Raw genomic sequence first — 13,971 nt, 5'->3', positions numbered from 1 at the left:
CGAAAAGCCTGTTGAAATTCGCTGCTGACTCGCGGATAGAAGCTCATATCCCTCATTTCGTTGGCGCACACGTTTGGCGAAGCCCCTGCAGACCTTCTCGGGCGACCTTCTCGCCGACCGACGCGCGGACTTTGCGGAGATGCTGTTCGCGTCCGGCGATATCGAGGCTGCGGCGGAGCTGATGCGGGGTGCGATGGATCTCGCGCCCGAATGGTCGCTGGGTTGGTACCGGCTGGGAGAGTTCCACGAAGCCGCCGGGGCCACGGAAGGGGCCGTCGACGCCTGGCGCATGGCGCGGGAACTCGATCCTGCCGATCGAACGGGTGCTGCGTTGAAGCTGCAGCTCGCGGGCGCGGAGCCCCAACAAGCCAATCCGTCGAGCGGTTTCGCCGAGACCCTGTTCGATCAGTACGCCAAGACCTTCGACGAATCGCTCGTGGGCAAACTCGGCTACCGCGTCCCGGACCTGCTGGCTGACGCCATCCGGAGCCACGCGCCACCCCAGTTCGATCTTGCCGTCGACCTTGGCTGCGGAACGGGGCTCATGGGAGAGAAAATCCAGCCGGTGGCCAAGCGACTGGACGGATACGACATTTCTGCGGAGATGCTGAAGAAGGCCAGGGCCCGGAACGTCTATGACCGGTTGGTCAAGGCGGACCTGCTGGAGATGGACTACGGCAGCGACGCAGCCGACCTCGTGGTTGCCGCCGACGTATTCATATATCTCGGGGCGCTCGAGCGTGTGACGCGCCTGGCCGCGGCCATGCTGCGCAAAGCCGGCCTCTACGCCTTCTCCGTCGAGCGGCATGAAGGCACGGAGGATTTCAAGCTGCGTCCCTCGCGCCGCTACGCCCACGCCGAGCACTATGTCCGACGCGTTCTTGCCGATGCCGGCTTCCATGTCCTCTCGGTCGCCATCGAGGTGATCCGGCACGACCGGGGGGCGCCTCTTGACGGCTTGATCGTGGTCGCACGGCGCTAAGGCGCGGCTGCCTCTTCCCGATCGGGGTGTTCTGCTTTAGTTCTTAAGGGGTGACCCACCAGACCGCCATCGAAGCCGCTGGATCGCCCGCGTCGCTGCCCGAGCCATTCGTGGAATGGTTCGCCAGGCGTGGCTGGTCGCCGCGCGCGCATCAACTCGACCTCCTTGCCAAGGCCCAGGCCGGGCATTCCGTACTCCTGATCGCTCCGACGGGCGCCGGCAAGACGCTGGCCGGCTTTCTGCCGTCGCTGACCGAGCTCTCCGCGCGGCCGAGACGCAAGCCCGGCGAGGCGCATCGCGGCGTCCACACGCTCTACATCTCTCCGCTAAAGGCGCTCGCCGTCGACATCGAGCGAAATCTCGGCAAGCCCGTGGCCGAGATGGCGCTGCCGATCTCGATGGAAACGCGTACCGGGGACACTCCCGCGCACAAGCGCCAGCGCCAGAAACTTGTGCCGCCCGATCTTCTTCTCACGACGCCCGAGCAGCTTGCTCTCCTCGTGGCTTCTCCGGATGCGCGGCGCTTCTTCCAGGACCTACGCTATGTCGTGCTGGACGAACTGCATTCGCTGGTTACGTCGAAACGGGGCCATCTTCTGGCGCTGGGGCTTGCTCGGCTGCGCAGGGTCGTGCCGGATCTGCAGACCATCGGCCTGTCGGCGACCGTCGCGGAGCCGGAGGAACTGCGCCGCTGGTTGGTGCCGCAGGTTGGAGAGGCGAACTCGTCCGTTGGGGCGGACACCGCCCCCATGGCCGACCTCATCACCGTGTCCGGCGGCGCCAGGCCCGACATCACCATCCTCGATTCCGAGGAGCACGTGCCGTGGGCGGGGCATTCCGCCCGATATGCAATCCCGGACATCTACGAGGCGATAAAGCGCCACCGCACCACGCTGCTGTTCGTCAACACCCGCAGCCAGGCCGAGATGCTGTTCCAAGAACTGTGGCGCGTGAACGACGACTCGCTGCCGATTGCGCTCCATCATGGCTCGCTGGACGTCGCCCAGCGCCGCCGCGTCGAGAAGGCGATGGAAACCAACAGCCTTCGGGCCATCGTCGCCACGTCGACACTTGATCTCGGCATCGACTGGGGCGACGTCGATCTTGTCGTCCACGTCGGCGCTCCGAAAGGGGCAAGCCGTCTCGCCCAGCGCATCGGCCGGGCCAATCACCGGCTGGACGAGCCGTCGCGCGCCATCCTCGTGCCCGCCAACCGCTTCGAAGTGCTGGAGTGCCGGGCGGCGCTGGAGGCGAACTATCTTGGCGCGCAGGACACGCCGCCGCTCGTCAACGGGGCACTCGATGTCCTGTCTCAGCACGTGCTTGGCACAGCGTGTGCGGAGCCCTTCGACGAGGATGAGCTCTTCGAGGAGATCAGGACCGCAGCGCCCTATGCGGCGCTCGACCGGGACACTTTCGCGCGCGTCGTCGATTTCGTCGCCACCGGGGGCTATGCGCTGAAGAGCTACGAGCGCTACGCGCGCATAAGGAAGACGAAGGAGGGCAAGTGGCGCATCGCGCACCCGCGCGTCGCGCAGCAATATCGGCTGAACGTCGGCACCATCGTCGAGGCTCCCTATCTGACCGTGCGCTATGCCCGCGCCGGTCGCGGCGTGGCCTCTCGCGGGGGACCTGTCCTCGGCAAGATCGAGGAAGGTTTCATGGAGACCATTGCGCCAGGCGACACCTTCCTCTTCGCCGGCAAGGTCCTGCGCCTGGAGGGGATTCGCGAGACCGAAGCCTTCGTGTCCAATGCTGCCGGCAACGACCCGCGCATCCCCATCTACAATGGCGGCAAGTTTCCCCTCTCGACCTACCTGGCGGAACAGGTCCGCGGCATGCTGGCCGACCCGGCGCGCTGGCAGTCCCTGCCGGAGCAGGTCGCCGACTGGCTTCGCATCCAGCGCGACAAATCCTTGCTGCCGCCGCGCGACACCCTGCTGGTGGAGACTTTTCCGCGCGGCGACCGGTCTTACATGGTCGCCTATCCCTTCGAGGGCCGGCTCGCCCACCAGACGCTCGGCATGCTGCTCACCCGTCGCCTTGACCGCCTCGGGGCCGATCCGCTGGGCTTCGTGGCAACCGACTATTCGATTGCGGTCTGGTCGATACGCGACATGTCGGCGATGTTCAGGGAGGGGCGGCCGACGCTGGCGGAGCTTTTCGACGAGGACATGCTGGGCGACGATCTCGACGCCTGGCTTGCCGAGAGCTGGCTGCTCAAACGCACCTTCCGCAACTGTGCGGTGATTTCAGGTCTGATAGAGAAGCGTTATCCCGGGCAGGAGAAGACCGGACGCCAGATGACGGTGTCCGCCGACCTCATCTACGACGTGCTGCGCACGCACGAACCCGACCACATCCTGCTGCAGGCCACCCGGGCCGATGCGGCCGCAGGGTTGCTCGATGTCAGGAGACTTGGCGAGATGCTGTCGCGCATCCGCGGCCGAATCATCCACAAGGACCTCGATCAGATTTCGCCGCTTGCCGTTCCCATCATGCTGGAGATCGGCAAGGAGCGGGTGCATGGTGATGCGGGCGAGTCGCTTCTGACGGAAGCAGCGGACCTCGTGGAAGAGGCAATGGGCAGAAGTTGAGCCTTCTCGGCATGGCATTGGAAGCGGGCAAGCGGCGGCAGGAGTTCCTGCTCGCCGGAGAGCGCGTCGTCTGCGACGAGCGCGGCATCCTGTTCTTCCCCGACATCTCGCTGCTCGCCGTGTCCGACCTCCATCTGGAAAAGGGCTCCTCCTACGCACGGCGCGGTGCGCTGCTGCCGCCTTACGATACGGCGGCGACGCTGCAGCGGCTGGAAGCGATCGTCAAGGAGTACGACCCGCGCGTGGTGGTCAGCCTCGGCGACAGTTTTCATGACCCCGGCGGCGCTGCGCGCATGCCGGAGATCTTTCGCCGGCAGGTCGATGCGCTGGCTGCGGGCCGCGACTGGTTCTGGATCGCCGGCAACCACGACCCAGATGCGCCGGCCGGCGTGCCTGGCGAGAGCGTCCGCGAACTGCAGGTGGGCGCGCTCAGCTTCCGGCACGAGCCCTCGGCCGGCGTGATCGACGGCGAGGTCGCCGGTCATCTGCATCCGTGCGCGCGCATCGTGCAGCGCGGCAGGTCGGTCCGCCGGCGCTGCTTCGCCAGCGACGGACACCGCATCGTCATGCCGGCCTTCGGCAGCTACACCGGCTCGCTCAACGTGCTGGATCGGGCCTATGCGGCGCTGTTCCGCTGGGAGCGCTTCTTCGCCTACATGCTCGGCCGCGATCGCGTCTTCGCCATCTCGCGCCCGATGCTCAGGCCGGAGTGAGTGGGGCAGGGGAGGGTCTGCCTCTCGACAACGAGCTGTCGCTTATCTGACGCTCGAGGACGTCAGCCCTCAGTCCTTCCGGAACACGATGCGTCCCAGCCAGCCGGTCAGCATCGCAAGCACGACGGCGAACACGCCGTAGAGGAAGCTGTGCTGGTGGGCGACGTCGTAGACGCGCTGCTCGAAGCCTGACTTGAGAATCGCCAGCTGCGCCGAAGTTTCGCGCACGAAGACGCCGCTCTTGAACAGGAACGCCCGTGCCCGATGCGTGCCGACCGGCACGTTGGGGGAAAGCGGCAGGGTTGCGCGGAAGAGGGTCTGCGACAGGAACTGTACGCCGCCGACGCGCTCGCTGTAGAGCCCGGTGGTCTGCTTCAACTGCCGCAGCGCGGCGGTGAACTGCTCGATCGTGGCGGCGCTGCGGTGACCTTCGCCGGAAGGCTGCAGGTAGATGTTGGCCGCTCCCAGCGCCAGCTGCCTGTAGCTGTTCGGGTCGGTGACGTCTTGGAAGGGGCGTGTCGTCGCCACCGAATAGGACATAGGCACGTTGAGGAATGTGTAGGAATCGAGGTTGATCCACACGCCGCCGACGCGTTCCTTCTTGCGCACGACGACCGGTCGCGCCGGACCTTCGAGCACAACGATCACGTCGTAGCGGCCCTGCCGGCTCACCAGGGGGTCGGCATTGTCGATCGCGCCGAAGATGGTGAGGTCGGTGCCCGAGAAGCCGGCGGTGATCATCACGTGGTCGGTCGACAGCCCGATCTCGATCGTCTCGGGATTGGGCGCCTGTGCGACTGCGTTGAATGCTCCGCTCAGGAGAGCGCAGGCCGCAAGAAGCGCCGGGATGTATCGCCGAACCATGTCACGCGCCTTCCAGCGAAGTGAGCGAGAAGATGTTGCTCGGCTTCACGAAGAGGTCGAATGCGAGGCGCAGGGAGACTGCCAGCACCAGCAGCGCCAGCAGCGCGCGAAGCTGCTCGCCCCGCAGCTTCTGCCCGGCCTTGGCGCCGTACTGCGCGCCGGCGACGCCGCCGACCATCAGGCAGAAGGCCAGCACGATGTCGACGGTCTGGTTCGCGGTGGCGTGAATGATGGTGGTGAAGGCGGTGACGAAGATGATCTGGAAGAGCGAGGTCCCGACGACGACGTTGGTCGGCACCTTGAGGAGGTAGATCAGCGCGGGAACCATGAGGAAGCCGCCGCCGACGCCCATGATGGCTGCCAGGAATCCGATGCCCGCCCCCAGCGCCAGCACCGGAATGATGCTGACGAACAGCTTCGACGTGCGGAACCGCATCTTGAGGGGGAGGCGATGGATCCAGTTGTGCTGTCCGGATTTCTTGAGGGCCGGCGCGGCGCCGGCGCGCGCCTTCTGCATGGAGCGCACGCTCTCGACCAGCATGAGGCCGCCGACGGCACTCAGGAAGACGACGTAGAAAAGCGAGATGAAGAGGTCCAACTGGCCGACGCTGCGCAACAGCGCGAACACATAGGCGCCGATCGCCGATCCCACGAAGCCGCCCAGCAGCAGCACGGTGCCGAGCTTGAAGTCGAGCGTCTTGCGCTTGATGTGGGACAGCGCACCTGAGAACGAGGAGGCGATGACCTGGTTGGCGCCTGTGGCGACGGCAATGGCCGGGGGGATATTGTAGAAGATCAGGAGCGGGGTGATCAGGAAGCCGCCGCCAACGCCAAACATGCCAGACAGGAAGCCGACCGCCGCACCCATCGCGAGTAAGACGAAGACGTTGACCGCCATTTCTGCGATCGGCAGATAGATGCCCACCCGAATAACCCGATTATTGCGAAGGCCGGCAGGACCCTCCGCCCGTGCCGCCACCTCTCGAAGCGCTATCCGGTACTTGCGCCCACATTGCGGCGGGTGTCAAACAATCGGCCGGAAATATCGCCCGAATTCCCAACAATTACGGGCACATGAGACGTTTGTGCCGCACTTGGCCGATTTGCCGATTCACTTGCGGGCGATGAGCTCCTCGACCAGCTGCTCGGTCACCTGACCATCTGCCGGCAGGCCGATGTCCTTCTGGAAGGCGATGATCGCGTCTTTCGTCTTCTGGCCGATCACGCCGTCCGCGCCGCCCGCGTCATAGCCGTTCTTGTTCAGGATGAGCTGGATCGTCTTGACGGCCTTTTTCATGTCGATGCTGGCCGTGCGTTCCTGGCTTTCCGTCCACTCGTCGGGGATGTCGACGACGTTCGAAGCGGGATCCACCTGCTTGGCCTTCCAGAGTTCGGTTGCCGCGCGCGCCTTTTCCAGCTGTTCGGGACGCAGCGAATTGGCGATCTCGTCGCGCTTGGCGGTGGCGTCGCGGTCGCCGCTCTTGGCCACCAGCGCGAACCACTTGTAGCTCTCCTCGAGGTTCTGCGGCATGCCGACGCCCTTGGCGTTCAGGATCCCCAGGTTGAACTGGCTGTCCTTCACGCCGAGCTCGCCTGCCTTGACGAACCAGCGCGCCGCGGATTCGTTGTCGGTCGTTCCGTCCGCGCCCATGGCGTAGAGCACGGCGAGATTGTGCATGGCGCTGGCGTTCCCCTGCTCGGCGGCCATCTGATACCAGGTCTTGGCCTTGGCCAGGTCGCGTTCGACGCCCACGCCCTTCTCGTACATGTTGCCGATGCGGTATTGCGCCGGCGCCAGACCGAGTTCTGCGGCGCGCTCGTACCATTCGGCCGCCTTCTCGTTGTCCGTCTTGACGCCGCGGCCTTCGGAATGACGGGCGCCCACCTCGAACATGGCTTTCGGATCACCGGCGTCTGCCGCCTCGCGCAATGCGATGGGGCCGACATCGGCGGGCGCGGCCGGCATCTGAGCGGTCTGTGCTTCGGCCTGTAGCGGCTGCGCTCCGGCTGCCAGCGAAACCGATGCGGTCGCCGGCCCCGACGGGGAGGATGCGGCGCTCTCGGGTTCGGCAGCGACGGGAACATCTGCTTCGCCGGTGAGCACGGGGGAGGCGGAAGCGCTCAAAGCTTCGTCTGAAAACTCGGTAGCGGCAATTCCGCCCTCGGGGCGCGGCGCGGATTCCGCAAGCGCCTCCGGCTCGGCGTCGGCCGTCGTGGCCTCTGGCGCTTCGGCAGTCCGGCCGGGTTCCGCGACGACGGGCGTCTCATCGACGGCGACCGGAGCCGCAGCAAGATTCGTCTCTGCCGGGTTCGTCTTGGCCAGGCTGGGCTGATCCGACATGAAGGCCTTGCCGAGCTGCAGGCCCGCAAGTGCGATCATAACGGCCGCAGCGCCCATGAGTATCGGCTTGCGGCGCGCCTTCAGCAGGTCGCCGAGCTTGAAGCCGCGTCCGGGGCCGGCCATGTCGGAATGCCGCTTGAGCACCTCGGCTTCGGCGGCCGCCGCCTGCGCCGCGCGCCGCGCTGCCGCGATGAAATCCGACTTCGCGGCGTCCGTCTCTTCGGCCTTCGCCGGTTGGGCGCGCTCTTCGCGAACCCGCTTCATGATGCGCGAGAGGTCGGGCGCGCCCGAGCCTGGCTGCAAGGGGCGGTTCGCCGCTTTGGGATCCAGCGGTTCATCGAGATCGAGCTTTGGCGCGATCGGTTCCGTCTTCGGTGCGTCGGGAGTCGGCGCCTGGTCTTCCGCGGTCTTCCTGCCGGAAAGCGCGCGTCCAAGTCCGCTGAACATGGACCGCCGCTTCGCCGCCGCGGGGAGGGCTGCGCCGCCGTCTGCGGATGCGATCACGGGATCGGCGGAAGCTTCCTCGAAGCTCGCATCGGCAAGGGCGCTTTCCATGGGCGCGGTCGCCACAGCCTCGACCATGGGCGGATCGATCGGCTCGATGGAAGGCGCCTGAGGAATGGTGACCTTGGCGGGCGGCATCGCTGCCCCCGTCTCGATAGAGCTGAGCCGGTCGACGATCTTGAGCAGGGTGTCGTGTATCGCCTCGAACGTCTTCGAGTTGCGGTCGTCCGACCGCCGGGTGATCGACTCGAGCGTCTTGAGATCCTGGGTCAGTCCCGCGACCGCGTCGGCGTCGGTCTTGGAGCCGCCGAACGAGCGCACGACGTCTTCCGCCGCGCGGCGCGCCGCGTCGACGACGGTGTCGCGGTTTCCACGGATCGCCTTCTCCATCTCCTCCAGGCGCGGCGAGATGCTTTCGATTGCCGATCCGGCCGGATCGGGCTGGGAAAGGAATGCCGAAAGGCCCGCGATCTGGGTCTCCAGGTTGCGGATCGCGTCGGCGTCCAAGGACGGCGTCGAGGGTTGCGTCTCGAGCCGACGTGTAAAATCGTCCAGGCGCGCGTCGATCGCGTCGATGAGGCCCGAGTTGTCCACCGCGGCGGGCTCCGGCCGATGGTCGAGCCGGGACACGACGTCGTGAAGGCGCGCCTCCAGGTCGCGGAACATAGCCTGGTTGGCGTCGAATGCATTGTCCTGGCGCTGCACGAGCGCCGTTGCGAACTGGTCGAAGCGCTGCTCGATGCCGCGCATGATCTGGTCGGCGTCGGGCAGCATGGAGCCCGCGTCGATCCTGTCGACGATGATCGCGATCTGGCTGGCCAGGCGCTCGACGGACCGCGCCGGCACATCCGCCTGCTGCGCGACTTCCTCGATGCGCTGGGAAAGAGTGTTCAGTCGGTCCAGTATCTCGACCGAGGGGCTGCGACTGGACAATTCGTCCAACTGCCGCGCGAGCGCCGAGATACGGGTCTCGATGCGCTCGATCGGTTCGAAATCGAAGGGCAGCGGCTGTGCGGCCACGGCCGACGCCACGATGGCCCGAGAAATCTCGTCCAGCCGCTGTTCGATGGCGGCGAAGAGTTGCGGCGAGCGGTCGTCCCGCTGCTGCGAGAAATGCTCGACCGATCCGGCGAGCGTGCGCACCTTGTCTTCGAGCGACCTGAGCGATAGCGACTCGGGCAGGTTGTTGACGGCGTCCGTGATGTGCTGCAGCCGCTCGTTCAGCGCGCTCAGGTCAGGATCGGGCGTCGTGCGGACATCGATGCGGTGCTCGAGGTCGTCCCAGCGCTGGTCGAGGCGATCCCAGCGCCTGTCCATGGCGCGCAGCGTTTCGTCGCGCGCCAGTGAATCGATCTCGGCCTTCACCTGCTCGATGTCGAGCCTGAGAAGGTTGATGCCGCGGTCGTCGCTTCGGTTCGAGAGATGCTGGATGGTCTCGGTCAGCCGCTCCAGTTCCTCGGTCAGCTTGCCGCTGGTCTTGCCGCCGGACGACGCATAGGCGCGTGCAATGTCGGCGCGCAGGGTGTCGAATTCGCGCTGCAGCCCGGACGACATCTGTTGGCGCAGTTCCTCGCGCAGCCCTCGGACTTCCGCCGAGAGTCTTCCTGTCGTGGCAAGATAGGCATCGTCGCGCGACGCCGAGGCCTCCCGCCGCTCCTGTGATGGCTGGCGCGCGGCGTCGTCGAGGCTTCTGTAGCCGATATGGTCGGCCAGGCGCCGTCGCTCCGGCTCAGGCGCGCGCGCCCCGCGGGTGAATTCGTCGCGCCGCTCGAGCCTTTCGCCCAGCTGTTCGATGGAACGGTTCAGCTCGTCGAGCGTGGTGTGGGCGCGACGCTGCCGACCGACATTGAGAGAATCCAGATAGGGCCGCCTGCCGTCCATGGAAATGTCCGTTCGTCTGTTCGCTGGTAGACCGTCCCAGCTTCGCTATCCCCTGTCGGGACCGGACACGGCCGCACGCGGCGGCGGAAGGCATCCTTCCGAGGCAATTCAAAACCCCCCGTCCGAAGCCGTGAAGAACGCAAAACAGGATAAACACGGGAGACCGACGCGCACACATTTCGCCGACTGTGGTAAACAAGGCGTTAACCAATCTTACCCGGCTGCATCTAAAGCGGCCACACAACGCCGAATTGTCGCAGTTCTCGCACTTGCGAACAAAGGCGCTGGGCAGTACATTTACGTAAACGTAATCGATCAATCGTCCCGCGCGGGCCGCACGTCACGGATGTGTGGCCCGCGGGCGATTGTTCGTATGTCAGGCCGCAGGTCCTTCCTGCACGAGCGGAAAACCCAAACTATGACCATACATGCTATCGCTGGCGGCGAATCGTTCGGCAATTTTGGCGACGCGTCCGAGGCGCCCGAAGCCCTGAGCCGGATCGGCGACCTCGCCAAGGAATTCGACGTCTCGCTGAGGACACTTCGGTTCTACGAGGACAAGGGTCTGCTGAGCCCCCGGCGCGAGGGCGCAACGCGCCTCTACTCGCGCCGCGACCGCGCCCGCCTCAAGCTTATCCTGCTCGGCCGCCGCGTCGGCTTCTCGCTGCGCGACGTCAAGCAGATGATCGACCTCTACGATCCGACGGGGAGCAACATCCGCCAGCTGCGCGTCGCACACGACAAGTCGGAAAAACAGTTGGCGCGTCTTCAGAAGCAGCGCCAGGAAATCGACTCTGCGATCGGCGAGCTTTCCGAAGCTCTGGCCCGCGTGCGCGACGAGCTGGCTGCGTCCTCGGCGGCGCGCCTCGCCGGCTGAGCCGGAATCGGAACACGCCTGGCCGGGCCGTCAGGTCATGACGGCCCGCCACGAAACACCGCCACCGCGGCAGCCACCAGGGCTTCATTGCCGGACGCTGGCGTCCCATCCGCAAGGTCCTTGCCGTCCTCCAGTCCCACCCGTGTCGACCATCGTCGCTGGCGCGCCAATTCGACGAAGGGCCACACGGTGGCGTCGCTGCCGTGCAGCAGGATCGGGCGGCGCAGGGCGGCCCGGTCCAGCACCGCGGCGATGCCGTCCGCGACCTCGCGCGCCAGGACCAGGTCCTGTTCATCGACCTCGATCAGGATGCGCAGCACTTGCGCGTGGTCGGGAAGCCTGACCAGGCGCTCGGCATCGTCCACCGAGGCCAACCCCGCCTCGACCCCGATCCCGCGTCGCCGCAGCAGATCCATGATTGCCGGCGCGTCGGCTTCCGACAGGTTCACGGAGGCGTAGTCGGGAAGCTCCTTCCATCCTCCAATCGCATCGCGGGTCCGCTTCTCGTCGTTCTCGATCCAGGCTCCGGTCGACACGCCGACAAGCGTTCCGGGGCAGGCGGAGCGAATGGCAAGCATGGTCGGGTTCACCGCCTCCAGGCTTTCAGTCCCGTCCGCCGCACGCGCGTGGACGTGCAATTCGGCTGCGCCGGCGGCGACACAGGAGGCCCCGTCGCGTGCCAGAGCATCGGCGGTCAGCGGCAGACGGGGATGAAAGTCGCTGGCGCGCGCCCCGTTGAGACAGGCTTGTACGATCATCTCGTTTCAGGTCCTCTTGTGACCACGCCATCCGCCTCCTGGAGCGATCGTGCCCCGTCCTTTGGTCGGTCGAAATCGGCTCGCCGATGCCCGAACCCGTCGGGCGATACCCGTTGGGCGTCTCCGCCGGACAGTGGCACGCAGCGCGGGGTGAAGCGCTTGAGACAGCAGTGCCATCACGGTTCCGGCGGCTCGGGAAGGGTCAGAGCCGTCTTCCAGGCCGCGTGGGCCCTCTCCGTTTGACCTGCGCCCGAGTAGGCAAAATCGAGAAATTCGTACCACCATTTGGCGTAGACAGGATCGTTGACGACCTGCGCCTCGCCCAGCGCAACGGCTTCCGGCCATTTTCGCGCTGAACTGTAAGCGTCTTTGAGATTCCGGAAGTACGATCGATCGTACATGTTCGGATCATGCGTCGCGGCGAACGTGGCCCATTCGATTGCCTCGTCCGTCTTCCCCGCTTCAAGCATGACCCAGCTCAAGGCGTTGTGCGAGACAGCATCGTATGGCGCCATGGCGATCGCCGCTCGCGCCTCGGAGACGGCAGCGGCATGCTCGTTGCGATAGCCGTGCAGCCACGCGCTAAGCCAATGTCGATACCAGTCATCGAGGCGCGTCCGCCTTGGCAGCTTCTCGGCATCCGCCCACAGCTTCGCGGCGGGTTCTACGGAAGCATGCTGATTGAGATGGTAGATCACGACCTTGTAGTGGAGCAGGGGGGATCGGGGAAACCGAGCCAACCCCTCCTGCCAAATCTTGCCGGCAGCTTCGCCTCGTCCACGCAGCATTTCGACGTGTCCGAGAGCATAATAGTCATACTCAGTGCGCTCCGTTTCGGCCCTTGACTGTGCAATGCGGTCGTATTCCTGGCGAATGACGCCCGTCATTCCACCGAGTTCATCGCGCAGCCTGCTGGCAACCCTGCTCTGGAGCAGAACAGGATCAGTCAGCTGTTCCTCGATCTGTGCGATCTTCAGGTGCCGGTCCGTGTCGGCGCGAACGAGTTGCATGGTCACGGCAGCTTTCCCGCCGGTCCGCCTGACGCTTCCCCACTGACGAACAGGGCTCCCGTCTGCTTGACGATTTCAGGTACGGGCTTGCCTGCGTAGGCAAAGGACGACGTGCTGGATACGACCTCGAAATCTGGAAAGGTCGCCAGATCGGACATGAATGCCTCCGCTATGCCCTTGCCCAGGCCGCCGGGGGAGTCGTCGCCGGTAAGATCCTCGAACGGCAGCACGACGATCACGGGAATGCCCTGGTCGCCCGACACGGACCCGGCGGGGGGCACAACCGACGCAGGCGCGCTTGGCGCGACCGCTTGTGTAAAGGGCAGCAGCGCTGACATCTGCGCGCGTTCGCTACCCGTGATCGGTGCCACGGGCAGCGTCGACTCATGGCTCGTCTGGAGTAGAAAGTAGCCGAGGCCTGATGCAAGAAGCACCATCAGCGCGGCCAGGACGGGCCACTTTGCGCGAGCCAATCGGGCGATCGATTTCTCCGCAGGCCGATGTTCCAGGGCGACACTGAAGACCTTGACCGGTTCTGCGATGTTCTTGAGGTGCACCACGCCACGCGGCTCGAACCGCAGCGCCACCTTGTGGCGGACATGTCCGAGGACCGCACTGGAGAGGCAGATGCCGCCGCTTTCGGCGACCTGCTCGAGCCGCGCGGCGACGTTGACGGCGTCGCCATGGCGATCTTCGCCGTCGATGATGACATCGCCGACATGGAGCCCGATGCGCACGTCTATCCGTCGATCCGCGGACAGGCCGTTGTTGCGCTCCGACATCTCGCGCTCCAGCAGAACCGCGCACTCGACGGCGTCGACGACGCTGCCGAATTCGGCCAGCAGGCCGTCACCGGTGAGTTTGAAGATGCGGCCGTGATGAGCTGCAATCTCGGGCTCGAACAGATTGACGCGATGAGAGCGCAGGCGTTCGAACGTGTCGACCTCGTCACGTTCCATGAGGCGGTTGTAGCCGACCACGTCGGCAGCGAGAATCGCGGAAAGCCTACGTTCCATCCCCCTGCCTCTTTCAGCAGGCCAAGGATTCTGGCAGCGCCCCCATAATAATCGCGATCAAAGAAAGAGCAAAATCCAAACTCCTGGCTTACCGGCGTCGGTTCTGTCGAATGGCCGTACCGGAGAGAAAGGCTACGAACTTCCTGCACCCGACGTGTGAGATCCAATCGGCGCAGCAACGGGTCTGCTGGGCGATCCGGGCTCACCTCTCGGGGGCGGTTTGCACGGCGGTGATGGCGGTATCGTTGAACTGGGCGCCCGGTCCGTATTCGATGCAGGCGTATAGGCAGGGGCCTGATGTAGAAACTGCGACCCGAACATGGCTCATACCCATGCAATCGCAGTCGAAATTCACACGCGCCGAATTGACGTTTACGCAAACGTCAATTATGAGCGGTGAGCACCGCCTGATGCGGCTGTCCGCCGCA

Annotated in this window: 10 protein-coding genes; 4 read left to right on the top strand and 6 right to left on the bottom strand. The window is 65.5% G+C overall.

The features are described from left to right. The first annotated feature begins 73 nt into the window (after positions 1 to 73). The 3 genes from PD284_RS21470 to pdeM are packed head-to-tail and all read left to right on the top strand — an operon-like array spanning position 74 to position 4,292. On the top strand, positions 74 to 982 hold the full coding sequence (locus PD284_RS21470; protein WP_338036676.1) for a methyltransferase domain-containing protein: 909 nt from the start codon (positions 74 to 76) through the stop codon (positions 980 to 982). A gap of 50 nt (positions 983 to 1,032) precedes the next feature. After that, complete coding sequence (locus PD284_RS21465) at positions 1,033 to 3,579, top strand: ligase-associated DNA damage response DEXH box helicase (protein WP_274630154.1); 2,547 nt, start codon at positions 1,033 to 1,035, stop codon at positions 3,577 to 3,579. Positions 3,580 to 3,590: 11 nt separating this feature from the next. Next, complete coding sequence (pdeM, locus tag PD284_RS21460) at positions 3,591 to 4,292, top strand: ligase-associated DNA damage response endonuclease PdeM (RefSeq protein ID WP_274630153.1); 702 nt, start codon at positions 3,591 to 3,593, stop codon at positions 4,290 to 4,292. A 69-nt stretch (positions 4,293 to 4,361) separates the two neighbouring features. On the opposite strand, the gene PD284_RS21455 is transcribed toward pdeM, so the two are convergent. The 3 genes from PD284_RS21455 to PD284_RS21445 form a co-directional block, all read right to left on the bottom strand. Then, positions 4,362 to 5,156: a TIGR02186 family protein gene (locus PD284_RS21455; RefSeq protein ID WP_274630152.1), complete on the bottom strand. Its 795-nt coding sequence runs from the start codon at positions 5,154 to 5,156 to the stop codon at positions 4,362 to 4,364. Between the two features lies 1 nt (position 5,157). Further along, on the bottom strand, positions 5,158 to 6,081 hold the full coding sequence (locus PD284_RS21450) for a sulfite exporter TauE/SafE family protein (RefSeq protein WP_274630151.1): 924 nt from the start codon (positions 6,079 to 6,081) through the stop codon (positions 5,158 to 5,160). A 186-nt stretch (positions 6,082 to 6,267) separates the two neighbouring features. Next, complete coding sequence (locus PD284_RS21445) at positions 6,268 to 9,882, bottom strand: peptidoglycan-binding protein (protein WP_274630150.1); 3,615 nt, start codon at positions 9,880 to 9,882, stop codon at positions 6,268 to 6,270. Between the two features lie 418 nt (positions 9,883 to 10,300). Between PD284_RS21445 and PD284_RS21440 the strand changes: the two genes are divergently transcribed. After that, positions 10,301 to 10,759, top strand: coding sequence for a MerR family transcriptional regulator (locus tag PD284_RS21440; RefSeq protein WP_274630149.1), 459 nt, complete (start codon positions 10,301 to 10,303; stop codon positions 10,757 to 10,759). A 35-nt stretch (positions 10,760 to 10,794) separates the two neighbouring features. Here the strand turns inward: PD284_RS21440 and PD284_RS21435 are convergent, their stop codons facing one another. The 3 genes from PD284_RS21435 to PD284_RS21425 all read right to left on the bottom strand — a co-directional run bounded on the left by PD284_RS21435 (position 10,795) and on the right by PD284_RS21425 (position 13,543). Next, complete coding sequence (locus tag PD284_RS21435) at positions 10,795 to 11,517, bottom strand: 3-keto-5-aminohexanoate cleavage protein (RefSeq protein WP_274630148.1); 723 nt, start codon at positions 11,515 to 11,517, stop codon at positions 10,795 to 10,797. 176 nt (positions 11,518 to 11,693) lie between these two features. Continuing rightward, complete coding sequence (locus PD284_RS21430; RefSeq protein WP_274630147.1) at positions 11,694 to 12,533, bottom strand: tetratricopeptide repeat protein; 840 nt, start codon at positions 12,531 to 12,533, stop codon at positions 11,694 to 11,696. Next, on the bottom strand, positions 12,530 to 13,543 hold the full coding sequence (locus PD284_RS21425; protein ID WP_274630146.1) for an adenylate/guanylate cyclase domain-containing protein: 1,014 nt from the start codon (positions 13,541 to 13,543) through the stop codon (positions 12,530 to 12,532). The genes PD284_RS21430 and PD284_RS21425 overlap by 4 nt, the downstream gene beginning before the upstream one ends. Positions 13,544 to 13,971 lie beyond the last annotated feature (428 nt).

Source organism: Mesorhizobium shangrilense, from assembly GCF_028826155.1.
In the GTDB taxonomy this organism is placed as follows: Bacteria; Pseudomonadota; Alphaproteobacteria; order Rhizobiales; family Rhizobiaceae; genus Arvimicrobium; species Arvimicrobium flavum.
Note: the sequence above shows the minus strand (reverse complement) of the source record. Positions and strands in the feature narration are given on the sequence as shown.

Coding starts and splice junctions, on each gene's coding strand:
- pdeM (WP_274630153.1), top strand. CDS start 3,591: ATGGCATTGGAAGCGGGCAAGCGGCGGCAGGAGTTCCTGCTCGCCGGA.
- PD284_RS21455 (WP_274630152.1), bottom strand. CDS start 5,156: ATGGTTCGGCGATACATCCCGGCGCTTCTTGCGGCCTGCGCTCTCCTG.
- PD284_RS21445 (WP_274630150.1), bottom strand. CDS start 9,882: ATGGACGGCAGGCGGCCCTATCTGGATTCTCTCAATGTCGGTCGGCAG.
- PD284_RS21440 (WP_274630149.1), top strand. CDS start 10,301: ATGACCATACATGCTATCGCTGGCGGCGAATCGTTCGGCAATTTTGGC.
- PD284_RS21435 (WP_274630148.1), bottom strand. CDS start 11,517: ATGATCGTACAAGCCTGTCTCAACGGGGCGCGCGCCAGCGACTTTCAT.
- PD284_RS21425 (WP_274630146.1), bottom strand. CDS start 13,543: ATGGAACGTAGGCTTTCCGCGATTCTCGCTGCCGACGTGGTCGGCTAC.